Here is a 19,441-nt window from a genome sequence, read left to right as displayed (position 1 = left end):
GTACATAAACACAAGGTCATGAAAAAAAACATTGCAGTCATAGAGGGAGATGGAATTGGCCCGGAAGTAACCAAACAATCGATTCGTGTGCTGAATGCCATCGCGGAGACTTTTAATCACCAGTTTACATACATGCATTGCCTGATGGGTGCTGATGCGATTGACAAAACAGGCAATCCCCTACCGGACGAAACCATTGAGGTATGTTTAAAAAGTGATGCCATTCTATTTGGAGCTATTGGGCATCCAAAATATGATAACGACCCTACCGCTAAAGTAAGACCGGAACAAGGTTTATTGAAGCTGCGTAAGTCGCTGCAACTATTTGCCAATATCCGCCCGGTTAACACCTACCCTGCCTTGCACCATCTTTCACCACTGAAAACAAAAAATATTGAAGGTGTTGATTTTGTCATTTTCCGTGAATTGACTGGCGGAATTTATTTTGGGAAAAAAGAATTGAACGCAGAAGGCACGCAAGCATCTGATGATTGTGTTTATAGCCGCGAAGAAATTGAGCGCATAGCCCATCTTGCTTTTCAATATGCACAAAAAAGAAAAAAGAAATTATTATTAGTTGATAAAGCCAACGTGTTAGAGACCTCACGGCTCTGGAGAAAAGTGGTGCAGGAACTGGCGACAACCTACCCGGATATCACGGTTGAATATATGTTTGTCGACAATGCTGCCATGCAGATCATTGTTAATCCCAGGCAATTTGATGTAGTGTTGACCGAAAATATGTTTGGCGACATCATTAGTGATGAAGCTAGTGTGATCAGTGGTTCGTTGGGGCTATTGCCCTCAGCATCCATCGGTAAGGGCTCAGCGCTGTTTGAGCCTATTCATGGTTCTTATCCGCAAGCAGCCGGTAAAGACATTGCCAATCCGTTGGGTTCGATTCTTTCGGCGGCCATGTTGCTCGATTATTTTGAATTAAAAGAGGAAGCTGAGCTGGTGCGTGAAGCAGTGACCTGGACTTTGCAAAATGGCTTTGTGACCAAGGATATTGACCCCGTGAATTTTTATTTGACATCCACCATCGGTGAATTGATCAGTGATTACGTACAGGGAAAAATTCCCGGATCGATAAAAAGAGAAAATATTGAGTTGAGTAAATCAACAATTATATAGTCTGACCTGGGATTGATTGGATGATTGAGATTACTGTGATAGTGATGCACAAAATCAAGTCTGGCGAGATGAATTGAAATATCTCATAAATCCTAAAAATCACGATTCAGACAAAAAGTTCTTTGTTTTTACAGTTGGCGGGAGTATATTCGCAAAACAAACTCCTTCATGTTAAAAAGCACAGTAAATAATGTCCTAAACATCGCCACAATTATTATTGTGGTAGTCGTTATTATACCTGCACTTAACGGAGGAGGATCACTAGTATAAATATCAAAAACGAAATACTTAGAAACCCGCCTCCGAAAGGCGGGTTTCTTGTTTGTCTGACGTCCTCGTCTGACAAACAAAAGACACTTTTTAAAAACAAAGAAAAAAATAGAATCATGTATTACAACGAGCATACAATTATTTATCACAACGGTGAGCTGGTAAAAGCAGCAGAAGCAAAAACTGACTTCTACAGTCAATCATTGCATTATGGTTACGCTGTGTTTGAAGGCATCCGTTCTTATCGAACAGTGAGTGGTGAGACAAAAATCTTCAAAGAGGTAGAACATTACGAACGTTTGAAAAGATCGGCACTCGCTTTAAATATGCCCTACCCGTTTGATACGGCTGAACTAATTGATGCTACCTACCAGGTATTGCAAAAAAACAAGCTGCAGGACGCTTATATCCGACCGGTAATATACGCTCCTGCCAATATGAGCTTTAATAAAAACAAAGAATCCTTTATTGTTATTGAGGCCTGGAAGATGGAGCCTTTCCTGGGTGAAAAACTGATACGGGTAATGACATCTTCATTTGAGCGTCCCAACCCCAAAGGTTTTAAAATAGAAGCGAAAGCATCCGGCCATTATGTAAATTCTATTCTTGCCAGCCAGGAAGCGAAAGCCGCAGGGTATGATGAAGCCTTGCTAACTGATATGAATGGGTTTGTGGCAGAGGGTCCCGGCGCCAATGTATTTTTTGAAAAAGATGGTAAGCTATACACGCCGGCGACAGGAAATATTTTACCTGGCATCACAAGGGCTACAGTCATTGAACTGTGCCAGGAACTAAATATTCCTGTCGAAGAAAAATTATTTACAACGGATGAATTAAAAAAAGCTGATGCCGCTTTTTTCTGTGGTACAGCAGCGGAAGTTATAGGATGGGAAAGTCTTGATGATGTAAAATTCGCACTGCCATGGGCGCAGTCTGTCGGAAAGATTATACAGGATGCATATAAACATAGAGTAACAGAAAAAGAATACAATAAAATAGAAGAACTGGCATGAATGAATTAAACAAATACAGTAAGACATTAACACAGGATCCTACGCAACCAGCGGCACAAGCCATGTATTATGCGATTGGATTTAAAGAAGAAGATTTTAATAAGGCACAAGTTGGAATTGTAAGTATGGGTTGGGATGGCAATCCCTGCAATATGCACCTGAATGATTTGGCCGTTAGTGTCCGCAAAAGTGTGAATGCAACAGATGGCTTACTCGGCTTGCGATTTTATACCATTGGTGTAAGTGATGGTATCAGTATGGGAACAGACGGCATGCGGTATAGTTTAGTAAGCCGTGATGTAATCGCTGACAGCATTGAAACAAATGCAGGCGCCCAATATTATGATGCATTGATTGCCATACCCGGTTGTGATAAAAATATGCCCGGTGCGGTGATGGCTATGGGAAGATTAAACAGGCCATCAATCATGTTATATGGTGGCACTATTGCTCCCGGTCATTATAAAGGTGAAGACCTGAATATTGTAAGTGCTTTTGAAGCATTAGGCCAGAAGATAGCCGGCAACCTGAGCGAAAATGATTTTAAAGGAATAGTACAGCACTCCTGCCCCGGCGCCGGTGCCTGCGGTGGTATGTACACCGCCAATACAATGGCTTCTGCTATTGAAGCATTAGGAATGAGTTTGCCCAACTCATCGTCCAACCCTGCCTTGAGTGAAGACAAACAAAAAGAATGTGAGGCGGTGGGCAAAGCAATAAAAGTTTTGCTGGAAAAAAATATTACGCCAAAAGATATCATGACCCGTAAAGCATTTGAAAATGCAATCACTGTGATCATGGTATTGGGCGGAAGTACGAATGCGGTGTTGCACCTGATTGCTATGGCAAAAAGTGTTGACCTGGATTTAACGCAGGATGATTTTCAAAAAATCAGTGACCGTATCCCCGTATTGGCTGACTTTAAACCTTCGGGCAAATACCTGATGGAAGATTTACACAAGCATGGCGGTGTGCCTGCTGTGATGAAATATTTATTAAATAATGGATTGCTCCATGGCGATTGTTTGACAGTAACCGGTAAAACGGTAGCAGAAAATTTAGCAGGTGTGCCGGATCTGGATTTTAACGCACAGAAAATTATTTACCCGCTTGAACAGCCGCTGAAAAAAACGGGACACCTGCAAATTCTGTATGGCAATTTGGCTGAAAAGGGAAGCGTAGCAAAAATCAGTGGCAAAGAAGGCGAACGCTTTGAAGGAACAGCAAGAGTATTCGACGGCGAAAAGGATTTTATCGATGGCATAGCATCAGGCAAAGTAAAAGCTGGTGATGTCGTGGTGATTCGCTATATCGGTCCGAAAGGGGCACCTGGCATGCCTGAGATGCTGAAACCAACCGGTGCTATTATCGGCGCAGGATTAGGAAAGTCTGTTGCATTGATAACAGATGGCAGATTTAGCGGCGGTACACATGGTTTTGTAGTAGGTCATATTACACCGGAAGCATTTGATGGCGGATTAATCGCATTGGTGAATGATAATGATACCATCGAAATCGATGCAGTGAAAAATACGATCAGCTTAAAAGTAAGTGACGACGAGATCGCAAAACGAAAAGCCAATTGGAAACAACCGGCTTTAAAAGCCACAAAAGGTATTTTATACAAGTATGCAAAATCTGTAAAGCCAGCTGATGAAGGTTGTGTAACAGACGAGGCATAAATCAAATAGCATTGAATCTTAAACAAATTTTATGAGCACAGTTGAAGTAACAGCAAAAAAGACAAGCACAGTAAAAAAAGAGACAACCCAGGTTAGTGGTTCGGTCGCTGTGCTGGAAGCTTTTATTGCTGAAGGTGTTGATACCATTTTTGGATACCCCGGTGGGGCCATCATGCCTATCTATGATGCACTGTATGATTATAATGATCGGCTTAAACATATACTCGTCCGTCATGAGCAAGGCGCAATACATGCGGCACAGGGTTATGCCCGTACATCAGGTGAGGTAGGCGTTGTATTCGCCACCAGCGGACCAGGTGCTACTAATCTTGTTACAGGTTTAGCAGATGCCATGATTGACTCCACGGCTGTTGTCTGCGTCACAGGCCAGGTGTTTGCACATTTGTTGGGCACAGATGCTTTCCAGGAAACAGATGTGATTAATATTACAACACCAGTAACCAAATGGAACTACCAAATCACTGATGCAACAGAGATACCACATGTACTTGCGAAAGCATTTTACATAGCGAAAAGCGGAAGACCCGGCCCGGTATTAATTGACATCACCAAAAATGCGCAACTACAACTGTTCGAATACAGTGGTTATAACAAATGTGATCATATCCGCAGCTATAGACCTAAGCCGATAGTAAGAAAAGAATATATTGAAGAAGCAGCAAAACTGATTAATAGTGCGGAGAAACCATTTGTAATTTTCGGGCAGGGCGTTATTCTAGGCAAAGCTGAAAAGGAATTCAAAGCTTTTATTGAAAAATCAGGCATCCCTGCTGCATGGACCATCATGGGTATGAGTGCTATACCAACTGATCACCCATTGGGCGTCGGTATGTTGGGCATGCACGGTAATTACGGCCCGAATGTGCTGACCAATGAGTGTGATGTATTGATCGCTATCGGCATGCGCTTCGATGATCGGGTTACCGGTCGGCTGGATAAATATGCAAAACAGGCAAAAGTTATTCACCTCGATATTGATCCGGCAGAAGTAGACAAAAATGTAAAAGCTACTGTGCCGGTGTGGGGCGATTGTAAAGAAACACTTCCGTTGCTTACTGAGTTGGTTGAACAAAAAGTTTATCCGCAATGGATACAAAAGTTCAAGGATTATCAACAGAAAGAGGAAGAAAAAGTAATCCATGAAGAGTTGAACCCTAAAGGTGAAGTGCTAACCATGGGTGAAGTGATCAGGGAACTAAACGAATTAACACAAGGCAACGCCATCATCGTAACAGATGTTGGTCAGCACCAGATGGTAGCCTGTCGCTATGCAAAGTTTAATCAAACAAAAAGCAATATTACCAGCGGCGGATTGGGAACAATGGGATTTGCATTACCAGCAGCAATTGGTGCCGCCTACGGCGATCCTTCGAGGACAACGGTTGCCATTATCGGTGACGGCGGTTTTCAAATGACGCTGCAGGAGTTGGGTACCATCATGCAGTTTAAACCCAATGTCAAAATACTCATCCTGAACAACCAGTTTTTGGGAATGGTTCGTCAATGGCAGCAACTGTTTCATGAAAAAAGATATTCATTTGTTGATATCACCAGTCCTGACTTTGTACAGGTAGCCAAAGGATTTAATATTCCCGGCAAAAGGATACATGAAAGAAAGGATGTGAAAAACGCATTGAAAGAAATGCTGGATAATGACGGTAGTTATTTGCTGGAAATAATGGTGGGCAAGGAAAATAATGTATTCCCTATGGTACCGCAGGGACGTGGAGTGGCGGAAATTGTTTTATCAAAAGATGATCTCTGATCTGCCTGATGAATGATGATTTTTCCGGCAAGCCGGTGATAAAAATTAAAGACTATAAAACATGCTAAAGCTAGAATATACAATAACAGTTTATACCGAAAACCAGATCGGTATTATAAGCCGTGTATCCACCATTTTCTCCAGGAGAAAAATAAATATTGAAAGTCTTAATACTTCTCCCAGCGAAATAGAGGGAATTCACCGCTTTACCATTGTGATCCACGAAACAGAAGATGTGGTAAAAAAACTGGTACGCCAGATTGAAAAGCAAGTGGATATTCTCCGGGCTTTTTATAACACCGACAACGAACTCGTTTGGCAGGAAATGGCTTTGTATAAAGTATCTACCGATGAAATAGCAGAGAAAGTAAAAGTGGAACGCCTGTTACGGGAGTTTGGCGCCAGGGCGGTAGCAATAAGAAAAGATTATATCGTATTTGAAACAACAGGTCATCATGAAGAAATCGATAAACTGGTAAAAGTATTGGAGCCGTATGGACTGATCGAATTTGTTCGCAGTGCAAGAGTTGCTATCATCAAAGACAGTGCTGGCTTCCATGAACGATTAAAAGATTTTGAACGGAAAGATCCAAGTGAAGAGTTGATAGAAAATGAATTCCTTAGTGATAATGAAAAAGTGTTTAGCATGTAATTGTTATGACAAACCAGTTTAATATAACAAAACAGAACAGGCAGGTTTTCATTAACCTGGTAGATAGTTTAACGACCGATCAGCTTAACGAAATACCTGAAGGGTTTAATAATAATATCGCCTGGAACTTTGCACATATGGTCGTCTCGCAGCAGATATTGTGTTATGCAAAAGCAGGGAAACAAATGAAGATCGGTAAAGAATATACAGATAAATACCAACGTGGTTCAAAACCCGAAAATTATATAGAGCAGAAAGAAATCAATTTTTTTAAAGAGCAGGCGATTCAATTGATAGATGAATTTCAGAAAGATTGGGTATCGGGAATTTTTGATAGCTACAACGCCTTTACCACTTCAATGGGAGTAAAGATTGAAAACTGCGAAGAAGCGCTGCATTATGCAGCAGGTCACGATCAATTACATTTTGGTTATTGCATGGCTCTCAAAAGAGCCGTTTTACATAAATCAATGGTTCAATAATATTTTAAACTTTTAAACAACAATAAAAAATGGCACAACTAAATTTTGGTGGCACATTGGAAAATGTGGTAACGAGAGAAGAATTTCCTCTGGCAAAAGCACAGGAAGTTTTAAAAAATGAAACAGTAGCAGTTATTGGTTACGGCGTACAAGGTCCGGGCCAGGCGCTGAATCAAAAAGATAACGGCATCAACGTTATCGTTGGTCAGCGTAAAGATTCAAAGACTTGGGATAAAGCTATTCGTGACGGATTTGTGCCTGGTGAAACTTTATTTGAAATTGAAGAAGCATTGCAACGTGGAACCATCATCTGCTACCTGCTGAGTGATGCGGCACAGATTGCTTTGTGGCCAACAGTAAAAAAACATTTAACTCCCGGTAAGGCATTATATTTTTCTCATGGCTTTGGCATCACGTTCAATGAGCAGACAGGTATCATTCCTCCAAAGGACGTGGATGTGTTCCTGGTAGCACCTAAAGGATCAGGTACATCTCTTCGCAGAATGTTTTTACAAGGCCGTGGTTTGAATAGCTCCTATGCTATCTACCAGGATGCAACAGGCAAAGCCTTCGATAGAGTCATTGCATTAGGCATCGCTGTTGGTAGCGGTTATTTATTTGAAACAGACTTCAAAAAAGAAGTTTATTCAGACCTGACCGGCGAAAGAGGAACTTTGATGGGGGCTATCCAGGGAATCTTCGCAGCACAATACCAGGTGTTGAGAGACAAAGGCCATACTCCTTCAGAAGCATTTAACGAAACAGTAGAGGAATTAACACAATCACTGATGCCATTGGTTGCAGAGAACGGTATGGATTGGATGTATGCCAACTGCTCTACTACTGCACAGCGTGGCGCTTTGGATTGGTGGAAAAAATTCCGTGACGCAACAGCCCCTGTTTTCAAAGAATTGTATGAAAGTGTAGCTTCTGGTAAAGAATCACAGCGTTCGATCGATAGCAACAGTAAAGTTGATTATCGTGAAAAGCTCGAAGAAGAATTGAAAGAATTGCGTGAAAGTGAATTATGGCAAGCTGGTAAAACAGTGAGAAGCCTGAGACCAGAAAATCAAAAACCCGCTGTTGCTGCTGAGCCTGCTTCCGGGTCTGTAAAAGACACATTCAGACACCAGGCGGAAAAAACTGAATCAGTCGGCTGATTTGTAAAAAACGTGAAACAACCGATAACAAATACAACTGGATTTCCTGCTGACACAGCATCATCAAACTATTCATTAAAGTTTGATGATGCTGCCAGGCGGTTAAAAAATATTGTAACAAGAACTCCGCTTCAGTTAAACATTCATCTTTCCCGTAAATACCAATGCAATGTTTATTTGAAAAGGGAGGACCTGCAGGTAGTTCGCTCCTATAAACTGCGTGGCGCTTACAATATGATGAGTAGCCTCCCAAAAGAACAATTGGCAAAAGGTGTGGTGTGTGCCAGCGCAGGTAATCATGCCCAGGGTTTTGCTTATAGTTGTAAAAAACTAAATGTTAAAGGCGTTATTTTCATGCCGGTCATTACTCCCAGGCAAAAAGTGAATCAAACCAAAATGTTTGGTGAGGATAACATAGAGGTGAAATTAATCGGTGACACCTTTGATGATTGCGCCGTTGCGGCCAAAAAATTCACCGAAGAAAATCAAATGGTTTTTATCCCCCCCTTCGATGATCCCCGTATCATTGAAGGCCAGGGAACGGTGGCGCTTGAAATTTTAGAAGATCTTTCTGATGTGGATTATATATTTGTGCCGGTTGGTGGTGGCGGGCTTAGTGCAGGTGTTGGCACTTATTTTAAAATGTATTCTCCTAAAACAAAGATCATTGGCCTGGAGCCGGAAGGTGCGCCTTCCATGACAGAAGCATTAAAAAATGGCTATCCCGTTACATTAGATAGTATAGACCGCTTTGTAGACGGTGCCGCCGTGAAAAGAATTGGCGACCTTACTTTTTCCATTTGCAAAGACGTGCTAGACGATATGCACCTCGTACCGGAAGGAAAAGTTTGCACTACCATCTTAAAATTATACAATGAAGATGCAATTGTCGCGGAGCCTGCTGGTGCTTTGAGTATAGCGGCATTGGACGACTATGCGCAAGAAATCAAGGGAAAAAATATTGTCTGCATCGTCAGCGGTGGCAACAATGATATCGACCGCATGCCGGAAATCAAGGAGAGAAGTTTGCAGTATGAAGGTTTAAAACACTATTTCCTCATTAATTTTGCCCAAAGACCAGGAGCATTAAAAGAGTTTGTCAACCACGTTTTGGGCCCAACAGATGACATTACCCGGTTTGAATACATGCAAAAGACCAATAAAGAAAGCGGTCCTGCATTGATTGGCATAGAACTGAAGAACCGGGAAGATTATGACATTTTACTGACAAACATGAAAAAGTATCATATTAATTACACCGAACTCAATAAGGATGATACACTTTTTGGCTACCTGGTATAGCCTATGGAGCTCAAAAAACATGATCGAAAACAATAATTCGGAGACCTGTCCTACGAACACTTATTAGCCTGAAGTTGCCTGTGGAAAATAAGTGGTTAACATGACCATTCCTTTGAAAAAAAAGCAGTAATTTACAGGCTTACTTGCCATACGTTTAACCTTTTCTATATTTTTTTATAATTTATCTAAACTATTACTTTGCCTATGGCAAGCAACATTGGTTTATATCACCCTTCGTATGAGCATGATGCATGCGGTATCGGTTTTGTAGCAAACATCAAAGGTTACAAATCACATCAACATATTTCTGATGCTTTAACAGTATTGGAAAACATGGAGCACCGCGGTGCTTGTGGATGTGATGCCAACAGTGGTGATGGAGCAGGCATAATGATTCAAATGCCACACGAGTTTTTCTTTGATGAATGTATCAGGCTGGGCGTGCACCTTCCATCTTACGGAAAGTACGGAGTGGGTGTTATCTTTTTTCCCAAGGAAATAAGATTGCGTGAAGAATGCCGTGATATTTTCAACCGCACCGCTGAAATACTCGGCCTTGAGATTTTAGCCTATCGCAAAGTGCCTGTTAATACCAGTGACATTGGCCCTACGGCCTTGAGCGTTGAACCTGAGATGGAGCATGTCTTCGTAGCCTGCCCTGATCATATTTCCAACCCTGACGATTTTGAACGCAAGCTTTATATTCTTCGCAACCTGGCGAGCCATACCATTTTAAACACGGTAAAGAAAGATGAGATCGGTTTTTACATCGCTTCTCTTTCTTATAAAACCATTGTCTACAAAGGGCAATTGACCAGTAACCAGGTAAGAAAATATTTTACCGATCTTAATAATAAAAGAATGGTAAGTGCATTCGGTTTAGTGCACTCCCGTTTTGCGACCAATACTTTCCCTTCATGGAAATTGGCCCAACCGTTCCGCTACATTGCACACAATGGTGAGATTAATACTTTACAGGGCAACCTGAACTGGCTGAAGACAAGCGAAAAAGGATTTACCTCTCCTTATTTCACTAAAGAAGAAATGGAGATGCTTCTGCCGATCGTTACGGAAGGACAAAGTGATTCTGCCTGTCTTGACAACATGATCGAACTACTGACTCTTACGGGTCGTTCTTTACCTCACGTGATGATGATGCTGATACCAGAGGCATGGGATGGTAATGAGCAGATGGATCCGGTGAAAAAAGCTTTCTATGAATTCCATTCGGCAATGATGGAGCCATGGGATGGACCTGCTTCTATCTCATTTACCGATGGAAAAATAATCGGCGCTACGCTTGACAGAAATGGATTACGCCCTTCAAGATATTGCGTCACTACAGATGACCGTGTGATCATGGCCTCTGAATCAGGTGCCCTGCCAGTTGATCCTTCTACTATCATTGAAAAAGGAAGGTTGCAACCCGGAAAGATGTTCGTGGTGGACATGGAACAGGGGAAAATTATCAGTGATAAAGAATTAAAGGAACAGATCTGTTCGCAAAAACCTTATGGCGAATGGTTGAATAAATATAAGATCAGGTTGGAAGAATTGCCTGAACCAAGAATCACGTTTACACATCTCGAACATGAGCATGTGTTTAAATATCAAAAGGCATTTGGTTACACCACCGAAGACCTTGACAACATCATTGCTCCAATGGCACTAGACGGCAAAGAGCCGATTGGTTCTATGGGCACAGACACACCTTTGGCTGTGTTGAGCGATCAGCCGCAGCATCTAAGCAGTTATTTCAAACAATTATTTGCCCAGGTTACCAATCCCCCTATCGATCCTATTCGTGAAAGATTGGTCATGTCACTGGTGAGTTTTGTTGGCAACAATGGTAATCTATTGATTGAAGATCCATTGACCTGCCATTGTGTTTCCCTGAAACAACCGATACTCAACAATCATGATTTGGAAAAGATCAGGAGTATTGACACGGGACTTTTCCAGGCCAAAACCTTGCAATGTTATTTCAAAGCCGACGGTAAACCCGGATCGCTGAAAGCTGCACTGGACAGGATTTGCCGCTACGCAGTTGATTCAGTGGAGGACGGATTTAAAGTATTGATATTACAGGATCGGGCGGTTGACTCTGACCATGCTCCTATTCCGTCCTTGCTAGCCGTTTCCGCTGTGCACCACCACCTCATCCGTAAAGGACTGCGTGGACAGGTTGGCATCATTGTGGAAGCTGGTGACGCTTGGGAAGTACATCACTTCGCCTGCCTGATTGCATTTGGTGCTACTGCTATCAACCCTTACCTCGCTTTGTCTTCCATTCGTGATATGAAAGAAATAGGTAAGCTACAAACTACTTTACACGAAGACCAGTTGAAGAAAAATTATATCAAGGCGGTGAATGATGGTTTGTTGAAAGTGTTTTCAAAAATGGGTATTTCAACTTTGCAGTCTTACCAGGGCGCACAGATATTTGAAATACTCGGCTTGAATAAAGAAGTCGTTAATAAATATTTCACCGGTGCCACTTCCCGCATTGAGGGAATGGGATTGGATGAAATCGCAAAAGAAGCATTGGTAAAACATTACTTTGCCTTCAACAAAAAAGATATACCTGTTGACCGCTTACCAGTGGGTGGCGTTTACCAGTGGAAACGCAAAGGCGAGTTTCATTTGTTTAACCCGCAAACCATTCACCTGTTGCAGAACGCAACAAGGATGAATGACTACAGCACATTCAAAAAATATTCAAAACTGGTGAATGAGCAGGGTGAAAAAGCCTGCACACTTCGCAGCTTATTTCAATTCAAGAAGAGCAGGCCATCTATCTCCATTGATGAAGTAGAACCGGCGGAAAATATCTATAAACGTTTTGCTACAGGAGCGATGAGCTTTGGTTCTATTTCCTGGGAAGCACACACTACATTGGCTATTGCAATGAACCGTCTCGGCGGTAAAAGCAATACAGGTGAAGGCGGTGAAGACGAAAGAAGATATGATCCATTGCCCAATGGTGATTCTATGCGAAGTGCTATCAAACAGGTAGCTTCTGCAAGGTTTGGTGTTACCAGTTTGTACCTGACAGAAGCAGATGAGTTGCAGATCAAAATGGCGCAGGGTGCTAAGCCCGGTGAAGGTGGACAGTTACCTGGTCATAAAGTTGACGAGTGGATTGGCAGAACAAGACATTCCACTCCCGGTGTTGGTTTAATTTCTCCTCCTCCGCATCACGATATCTATTCTATCGAAGATTTAGCGCAGTTAATATTCGATTTGAAAAATGCCAACCGTAAGGCAAGGATCAGTGTAAAACTGGTAAGTAAAGCGGGTGTTGGTACAATCGCTGCGGGTGTTACCAAAGCAAAAGCGGATGTGGTATTGATTGCAGGTCATGATGGTGGTACAGGTGCATCACCCGTATCATCGATCAGGCATGCCGGTTTGCCCTGGGAACTAGGCCTGGCAGAAACACACCAAACACTGGTGAAAAATAAACTGCGCAGCCGGGTGGTTGTACAGGCAGATGGCCAAATGAAAACAGGTCGTGATATTGCCATCGCTACTTTGCTTGGAGCTGAAGAATGGGGTATTGCAACCGCGGCCCTGGTAGTTGAAGGTTGCATACTGATGCGCAAGTGCCATTTGAACACCTGTCCTGTTGGTGTTGCCACACAGGATCCTGATTTGAGAAAAAGATTTAATGGTGCTGCGGAACATGTAGTGAATTTTTTCCAGTTTATGGTGCAGGAGCTAAGAGAAATCATGGCTGACCTCGGCTATAAAACAATCAATGAAATGGTTGGCCAGGTTGAAAACCTGGAAGTGAGAGAAAACGTTACACACTGGAAATACAAAAAACTGGATCTTTCCCCGATTCTTTACAAGGAACCTGCTTCACCCTATACAGGCTTATATTGCCAGGAAGAGCAGGATCACGGAATTGAAAATGTACTGGATTGGAAATTATTGGAAGCTGCAAAACCTGCACTGGAGTCACAACAAAAAGTAAAAGCTGAATTCAACATCATCAATACTGACCGCACAGCAGGTACTATTCTCTCGAATGAAATCACTAAAAAGTACAAAGCGGCAGGTTTACCTGATGATACCATTCATTTCAAATTTACCGGTACAGCAGGTCAAAGCTTTGGCGCATTCAATACAAAGGGTATCACCCTTGAAATAGAAGGTGATGCCAACGACTATTTCGGTAAAGGATTGAGCGGCGCAAGATTGATCATTTACCCTGATAAAAAAGCAACATTTACACCTGAAGAAAACAGCATCATCGGCAATGTGGCTTTCTATGGTGCAACAGGCGGTGAAGCATTTATTCGTGGTAAAGCCGGTGAACGTTTCGGCGTTCGTAATTCAGGCGCTAACGTAGTAGTGGAAGGTGTAGGTGATCACGGCTGTGAATACATGACCGGTGGCAAAGTGGTGATATTAGGTGACACGGGAAGAAACTTTGCAGCAGGTATGAGCGGCGGTATTGCTTATGTATATGATGTCAATGGCAAATTCAGGGAGAACTGTAATACAGAAATGGTAGACCTCGATGCCTGTGAACTGGAGGACAAAAATGAACTGTTCACAATGATCCAAAGACATCTGGAGTATACCGGAAGTACTGTAGCAAAATTCATTTTGCAGGACCTGGATAACCAGTTACAACATTTTGTGAAAGTATTCCCAACCGATTATAAGAAAGCGTTGCAACAGAAAAAAGTGGGAGTTGAGATTACCAAGTAATTGTTGAGTAGTGAACAGAACCTGCCTGTCGGCAGGCAGGCGCTGAAGTGAGTGACAAAAGGGACGGTGATGGCAGCACTTCAGCTGGTAACAAAAAAATAAAAAAGATAAAAGACAACTAATTCAAATGGGCAAACCAACAGGATTCAAAGAATTTACAAGAGAATTGCCGGGCAAAAAACCAGTAGCTGAGAGATTGCAGCATTATGATGAGTTTGTAGAAAAATTCAGTGATGATAAGCTCAATCAGCAGGCTGCCCGTTGTATGAATTGTGGGGTTCCTTTTTGCCATAGCGGATGCCCGCTGGGAAATGTAATACCCGAGTTCAATGATGCAGTGTATCGCCAGGACTGGAAAGAGGCTTATGATGTGCTGGTATCAACCAATAATTTTCCCGAGTTTACCGGACGCATATGCCCTGCGCCTTGTGAGTCCGCTTGTGTATTAGGCATCAATCAACCACCCGTAGCGATTGAAGAAATAGAAAAGCATATCATCGAGATCGCCTTTGAAAAAGGTTTTGTAAAACCTAAAAAACCTAATCTCCGTTCCGGTAAAAAAGTAGCGGTGATTGGTTCGGGTCCTGCAGGTCTTGCTGCGGCTGCGCAATTGAATTATGCAGGTCATACGGTTACTGTGTTTGAAAGAGATGACAAGCCCGGAGGTTTATTGCAATACGGTATTCCTGATTTCAAACTGGAAAAATGGGTGGTTGACCGCAGGGTAAAATTGCTCGAAGAAGAAGGAATAACTTTTCAATGCAATGCTAATGTTGGTGTAAATGTCAACATCAATGATCTGCTGCGTGAATACAATGCCATTGTGTTGGCTTGTGGTTCTACTGTTCCCAGAAACCTGGACATTCCCGGTCGTGAGCTGAAAGGTGTTTATTTCGCCATGCAGTTTTTGAAACAACAGAATAAACGGAATGCCGGATTGGATCCTTTTGCCAATGCGAATATTGAAAGCAATATTCTTGCAGAAAACATTATAGCCGAAGGTAAAAACGTAGTAGTGATCGGCGGTGGTGATACAGGTTCTGATTGTGTAGGTACTTCTAATCGTCATGGTGCAAAATCAGTAACGCAATTTGAACTGTTGCCAAAACCACCTGCCGAAAGAACGAACCTGATGCCATGGCCCACTTACCCGATGGTGTTAAAAACGACTTCATCGCATGAAGAGGGTTGTGAAAGAAACTGGTCCATTGCTACCAAAGAATTTATTGGTGATGGAAATGGCAACCTGAAAGCATTAAAGATCGTAGACCTGGAGTGGAAAGCATCGGAAGATGGTCGCCCGGCACGTTTTGAAGAAAGACCAGGCAGTGAAAGAGAAATCCCCTGCGAACTGGCACTGCTGGCAATGGGCTTTTTGCATCCTCAACATGCCGGCTTGCTGGATCAGTTGGAAATAGAAAAAGACGAAAGAGGCAATGTGAAAGCAACGGAGAAAAGTTACCAGACAAACTTATCCAAGATATTTGCAGCCGGTGATGTACGCCGTGGTCAATCACTCGTTGTATGGGCCATTAGCGAAGGAAGAGAATGTGCAAGAAAGGTAGATGAGTTTTTGAGTAATGGGGCTTCTGTGTTGGAGAGAAAGGATTCGATTTTGCAAGTGGCGAATTATTAATAAGACTTGAGAAAGTATTAAAAAACCGGCAAGTTTAAAATTTGCCGGTTTTTTAATTGAACTGATACCCGCCGCTCAGGTGATTTATCTCGAAGATAATGATAACTATATTCATCTTTTTCTGAAAAACAAAAACAAGATCATTGCATGCAGAACTTTAAAAGAAATGGCAGAGCAATTGCAGGATTTTTGATTTTTTTATTCGTGTGCATCACTCCTATATAATCAACCTGAATGAAGTGACCAAATACATTCGCGGCGAAGGCGGTTACCTCATGATGAGTGAAGGTAGTACGGTCAATGTGTCCCGCGATCGGAAAGAATTGCTGATGAAATGGTTCTAATCGTTCTTTACTATTGGTCTTTTCAAAATTGTTCTTTTCAATCTTCAATTTAAAATAATCCCTAATCAAGTTATTTACAACTGCCGGTTCAGATCAGCCAATTACTTACCGCCATTACTAAATACACTGTGGCAATGGTAATCGCAATAAAAAAATACCAGCATAGATCGCCATTCTCTTCATAACTGGAGGAATTGTATTCCCTGTCTCAGGAAATGAATGGATTGCGCACAGTGCGGATATCTTGGTAGGCAATGCTTTGCAAAATTTGAGTATAAACTTATTTCTGCTTTAATATTTTTTCTACTTCATGTCTATACATTCTGCTAATCGGAAGTTCGGCCTTATCAAGCCAGATCAATTCGTTGGAGTAAGATTGTATTTTATTCAATGCAACAATAAAGGAGCGATGGATGCGTATAAACATGTTTTTTGGAAGTGTTTCTTCAATTGATGAGATGGCTTGTTTGGTAATAACAGTGCCGGTTGTTGCCACTACTTTGATATAATCTTTTAAACTTTCGATATAAACAATATCAGCAAAAGCCACTTTGATCATTTTCCGGTCACTTCGTAAATAAATATGCTGATCACTCATATTTTGATACTGTGGCTCTTTATCAAAATTCAAGGTCCCATTAAGCGATGCATCCATTACCTTGTTTACAGCTTTTAAAAATCGTTCAAATGAAATAGGTTTTAATAAATAATCAACTGCATCGAGTTCAAAACCTTCGACTGCAAATTTCCTGAATGCTGTTGTGAAGATTACTTTTGGCGGCTTTTTTAGTGTCCGCAAAAAATCTGTGCCTAATATTTGTGGCATTTGAATATCCAAAAAGATGAGGTCTACAGCATCTTGTTGAATGAAATTTAATGCTTCCACGGCATCACTGCAGGTGCCCACCAATTCCAGTGACTGCACACTTGAAATGTACTTTTTCAGTACATCTAATGCAGGTGGCTCATCATCTACAGCCAGGCATCTGATTTTTTTATCTGGCATAAGCAATGGCTTTTTCTGGTTGCACGAGCTTGTTTTCAGTAACAGGCAATTTTTCTTCCAACAAAATTTGCATATTCACGATAAAAGTATCATCAGTTGATTGAATATCCAACTGATGTTTTCCGGGATAAAGAAGATGCAGACGTTTTTTTACATTGTTCAAACCAATTCCTTTACTTGATTTATTGGAGTGAACCGCCGACGGCTTGCTATTGCTCAGGCTAAAAAAAAGTTGATTTGCCATGCAGGTTATTTCCAGCTTGATCCACGGGTGTCTTAGCATTTGACTGGTACCATGTTTAAAACTATTTTCCACAAATGGGATCATTAGCAAAGGCGCAATCGGTTTATTCTCAAAGTCACCATGGATATTTACCTCCATATTCAATCGCTTTCCATACCTTACTTTTTCCAATCCCATGTAATCTTCTATTAGTTTCAGTTCTTTCTCCAGTGGAACTAGTTTTTCGTCGCAATCATTGATCATGTATCCAAGCATGCCAGATAATTTTTTTACAAGCGTACCGGCCAATGGTGACTGACTCAATGAAAAAGAATAAATATTATTTAAGGTATTAAATAAAAAATGGGGATGCACCTGGGCCTTTAATAGCTGCAACTCTGCATTGGCATTTTCTTTTGCAAGTGTTTCTGTTTTTAATTGTTCAAGATACCAGTTTTTTAAAGTTTTAAGTGATAAAAACAAACCACAGATAAGTGGAGGGTTGCCGAAAATTCGTATCGCCGTAGGTCTGATTATTATTCTTTCACCTAAACTAAAACCGATAGATTGCCTGAAAAGCGGATTAAGCAACTCATCAAGAGCAATATTGATAACGAATATCGCTAGAAGGATGATGGCAAGCAATGCCGAAAATGTAAAGTACCTTTTCTTTTTAAAATAGTTAGGTATCAGTAAATAGACAATTGAATAAGTGAATATTATATTTGCTATAATCCCCCACCACAAAGCTTTTCCAAATAAAGAAAAAAATAACATATAAGAATCAATTGGTGGATACATAATTCCGACCCTGATCAATTGGTAAACAAAAGCTGCTAGCCAGAAAAGAAAATGTCTTTTCCAGCGGGAGGAACGATCTTCTGAAAAAATAATATCATACCAGATCTTTCTCTTCATTGAGAACTGTATTCTTTTGCAAATTGATCAAATCGCCTGAATACAAAGGCAGTTTTAAGTCTATTAATATATTTTCACCTTCAGAAGATATTCTTAGCTGGTGAAGCCCATTGTACTGAGTTTGCAGTTGTTTTTGCTTATTGTCGAATTTTTCATTTGGCAAATCAGCGTCTTTAGCAGATTTACTGAAAGTCATTTGATAATGCAATGTGTTTTCTTTTAGCCAGATCGTCAATGCAAGTAAAGGCTCTTGCTGTCTTGTTTCCAGAAAATATTCAAAGCTGCTTTCAACAAATGACAATAGTATACAAGGAATAACAAACGTTGCATTTGTGTTTTTCGGAAATTCCGCCCTAAGTAAAAGCTTACCTTCAAAACTTTTTTCTTCCAGGTTGATATAACCACGTATGACCTCTAATTCTTTTTCAAGTTCCACCCAGTTCTTATCATTTTCATATAAGATGTAACTCAAGAGATCAGAGAGCTGTAAGATCAATGCAGGTGATTCCGCGGAAGCTCTTTCTATGTGTTTCTCAACCGTATGTAATGAATAAAAAAGAAATCGCGGGTGAATAGATGTTTTCAGGAGTTGCAATTCATTGGCGAGTTTTTGTCTGGCCAATTTTTCATTTTGCCGTTGCTGCAAAAACCATTTTTTTGAAAACTTAATTCCTGTCACAATTCCAAACAACATAAACGGCACAAATAATCCGTCTACTACAGCATGATATTTATTGGAATTAAAAGTTATTTGGCTAAGCAGTTTTCCAGTTGATTGGTGTAGGTACATAAGCCCTGCATAATAAACAGCAATAAAACTTAAAACAAACAAGAACAGAAATGAAAGAGCAAAAGCTGTATATCGTTTTTTGAATAACAATTTCGGAAGCAACACTTCCATTAAAAAATAAGTCGCCAGAAGATAAATGGGTAGGAAATATAAAAAGTGAGAAGCACTTTGCAGGAACGTTCTGGATGTTTTTCCCTCACCAGGTCCACCAATCATCAGGTTTTGAATAATAAAATGAAGAGAGAATAATATCCAGAAAATAGCATGCCTTCCAATCCTGTATTTTGGCTGATTTGAGAATATAATTTCATGAGTATTCAT

General features: G+C 41.1%; 14 protein-coding genes. 11 read left to right on the top strand and 3 right to left on the bottom strand.

Annotated features, from left to right (window positions below):
- Positions 1-18 precede the first annotated feature (18 nt).
- From leuB to ACFEL9_RS05915, 11 genes are all read left to right on the top strand, one after another.
- Positions 19-1,134 carry a 3-isopropylmalate dehydrogenase gene (gene leuB / locus ACFEL9_RS05965; RefSeq protein WP_385887076.1) on the top strand — a complete coding sequence of 372 codons (1,116 nt, stop codon included), beginning with the start codon at positions 19-21 and terminating at the stop codon, positions 1,132-1,134.
- 386 nt (positions 1,135-1,520) lie between these two features.
- Complete coding sequence (locus tag ACFEL9_RS05960) at positions 1,521-2,417, top strand: branched-chain amino acid transaminase (protein WP_385887074.1); 897 nt, start codon at positions 1,521-1,523, stop codon at positions 2,415-2,417.
- Positions 2,414-4,099, top strand: a complete 1,686-nt coding sequence (ilvD, locus tag ACFEL9_RS05955; protein WP_385887071.1) for a dihydroxy-acid dehydratase — start codon at positions 2,414-2,416, stop codon at positions 4,097-4,099. Before ACFEL9_RS05960 ends, ilvD begins: the two co-directional genes overlap by 4 nt.
- A gap of 31 nt (positions 4,100-4,130) precedes the next feature.
- On the top strand, positions 4,131-5,885 hold the full coding sequence (gene ilvB, locus ACFEL9_RS05950) for a biosynthetic-type acetolactate synthase large subunit (RefSeq protein WP_385887068.1): 1,755 nt from the start codon (positions 4,131-4,133) through the stop codon (positions 5,883-5,885).
- Between the two features lie 61 nt (positions 5,886-5,946).
- Complete coding sequence (gene ilvN, locus ACFEL9_RS05945) at positions 5,947-6,537, top strand: acetolactate synthase small subunit (protein WP_276501255.1); 591 nt, start codon at positions 5,947-5,949, stop codon at positions 6,535-6,537.
- 5 nt (positions 6,538-6,542) lie between these two features.
- The gene (locus tag ACFEL9_RS05940) at positions 6,543-7,019 is read left to right on the top strand and encodes a DinB family protein (RefSeq protein ID WP_385887065.1); all 477 of its coding nucleotides are present in this window, start codon (positions 6,543-6,545) and stop codon (positions 7,017-7,019) included.
- 29 nt (positions 7,020-7,048) lie between these two features.
- On the top strand, positions 7,049-8,179 hold the full coding sequence (ilvC, locus tag ACFEL9_RS05935; protein ID WP_385887062.1) for a ketol-acid reductoisomerase: 1,131 nt from the start codon (positions 7,049-7,051) through the stop codon (positions 8,177-8,179).
- Between the two features lie 12 nt (positions 8,180-8,191).
- Entirely contained in the window at positions 8,192-9,481 is a 1,290-nt protein-coding gene (ilvA, locus tag ACFEL9_RS05930) for a threonine ammonia-lyase (RefSeq protein WP_446753362.1), read from the top strand.
- 204 nt (positions 9,482-9,685) lie between these two features.
- Positions 9,686-14,203, top strand: coding sequence for a glutamate synthase large subunit (gene gltB / locus ACFEL9_RS05925; RefSeq protein ID WP_385887059.1), 4,518 nt, complete (start codon positions 9,686-9,688; stop codon positions 14,201-14,203).
- Between the two features lie 127 nt (positions 14,204-14,330).
- A complete protein-coding gene (locus ACFEL9_RS05920) occupies positions 14,331-15,839 on the top strand; it encodes a glutamate synthase subunit beta (RefSeq protein WP_385887056.1) in 1,509 nt (502 codons plus the stop codon).
- 239 nt (positions 15,840-16,078) lie between these two features.
- Positions 16,079-16,183 (top strand): hypothetical protein, encoded by a 105-nt coding sequence (locus tag ACFEL9_RS05915; RefSeq protein ID WP_385887054.1) that lies wholly within the window; start codon positions 16,079-16,081, stop codon positions 16,181-16,183.
- Between the two features lie 280 nt (positions 16,184-16,463).
- Here ACFEL9_RS05915 and ACFEL9_RS05910 read toward each other — a convergent pair whose 3' ends face one another.
- The 3 genes from ACFEL9_RS05910 to ACFEL9_RS05900 are packed head-to-tail and all read right to left on the bottom strand — an operon-like array spanning position 16,464 to position 19,441.
- Positions 16,464-17,189 (bottom strand): LytR/AlgR family response regulator transcription factor, encoded by a 726-nt coding sequence (locus ACFEL9_RS05910; RefSeq protein ID WP_385887053.1) that lies wholly within the window; start codon positions 17,187-17,189, stop codon positions 16,464-16,466.
- Complete coding sequence (locus ACFEL9_RS05905; RefSeq protein WP_385887050.1) at positions 17,179-18,330, bottom strand: sensor histidine kinase; 1,152 nt, start codon at positions 18,328-18,330, stop codon at positions 17,179-17,181. Before ACFEL9_RS05905 ends, ACFEL9_RS05910 begins: the two co-directional genes overlap by 11 nt.
- Positions 18,308-19,441, bottom strand: coding sequence for a sensor histidine kinase (locus ACFEL9_RS05900; RefSeq protein WP_385887049.1), 1,134 nt, complete (start codon positions 19,439-19,441; stop codon positions 18,308-18,310). Before ACFEL9_RS05900 ends, ACFEL9_RS05905 begins: the two co-directional genes overlap by 23 nt.

It is taken from the genome of Terrimonas alba (genome assembly GCF_042434975.1).
Taxonomy (GTDB): Bacteria; Bacteroidota; Bacteroidia; order Chitinophagales; family Chitinophagaceae; genus Terrimonas_B; species Terrimonas_B alba.
Note: the sequence above shows the minus strand (reverse complement) of the source record. Positions and strands in the feature narration are given on the sequence as shown.

Excerpts from the sequence above, each read along its gene's own strand:
- ACFEL9_RS05905 (WP_385887050.1), bottom strand. The coding sequence starts at position 18,330 with ATGAAGAGAAAGATCTGGTATGATATTATTTTTTCAGAAGATCGTTCC.
- ilvB (WP_385887068.1), top strand. The coding sequence starts at position 4,131 with ATGAGCACAGTTGAAGTAACAGCAAAAAAGACAAGCACAGTAAAAAAA.
- ACFEL9_RS05920 (WP_385887056.1), top strand. The coding sequence starts at position 14,331 with ATGGGCAAACCAACAGGATTCAAAGAATTTACAAGAGAATTGCCGGGC.
- ACFEL9_RS05940 (WP_385887065.1), top strand. The coding sequence starts at position 6,543 with ATGACAAACCAGTTTAATATAACAAAACAGAACAGGCAGGTTTTCATT.
- leuB (WP_385887076.1), top strand. The coding sequence starts at position 19 with ATGAAAAAAAACATTGCAGTCATAGAGGGAGATGGAATTGGCCCGGAA.
- ilvN (WP_276501255.1), top strand. The coding sequence starts at position 5,947 with ATGCTAAAGCTAGAATATACAATAACAGTTTATACCGAAAACCAGATC.
- ACFEL9_RS05960 (WP_385887074.1), top strand. The coding sequence starts at position 1,521 with ATGTATTACAACGAGCATACAATTATTTATCACAACGGTGAGCTGGTA.
- ACFEL9_RS05910 (WP_385887053.1), bottom strand. The coding sequence starts at position 17,189 with ATGCCAGATAAAAAAATCAGATGCCTGGCTGTAGATGATGAGCCACCT.
- ilvD (WP_385887071.1), top strand. The coding sequence starts at position 2,414 with ATGAATGAATTAAACAAATACAGTAAGACATTAACACAGGATCCTACG.
- gltB (WP_385887059.1), top strand. The coding sequence starts at position 9,686 with ATGGCAAGCAACATTGGTTTATATCACCCTTCGTATGAGCATGATGCA.
- ilvC (WP_385887062.1), top strand. The coding sequence starts at position 7,049 with ATGGCACAACTAAATTTTGGTGGCACATTGGAAAATGTGGTAACGAGA.
- ACFEL9_RS05900 (WP_385887049.1), bottom strand. The coding sequence starts at position 19,441 with ATGAATACTCATGAAATTATATTCTCAAATCAGCCAAAATACAGGATT.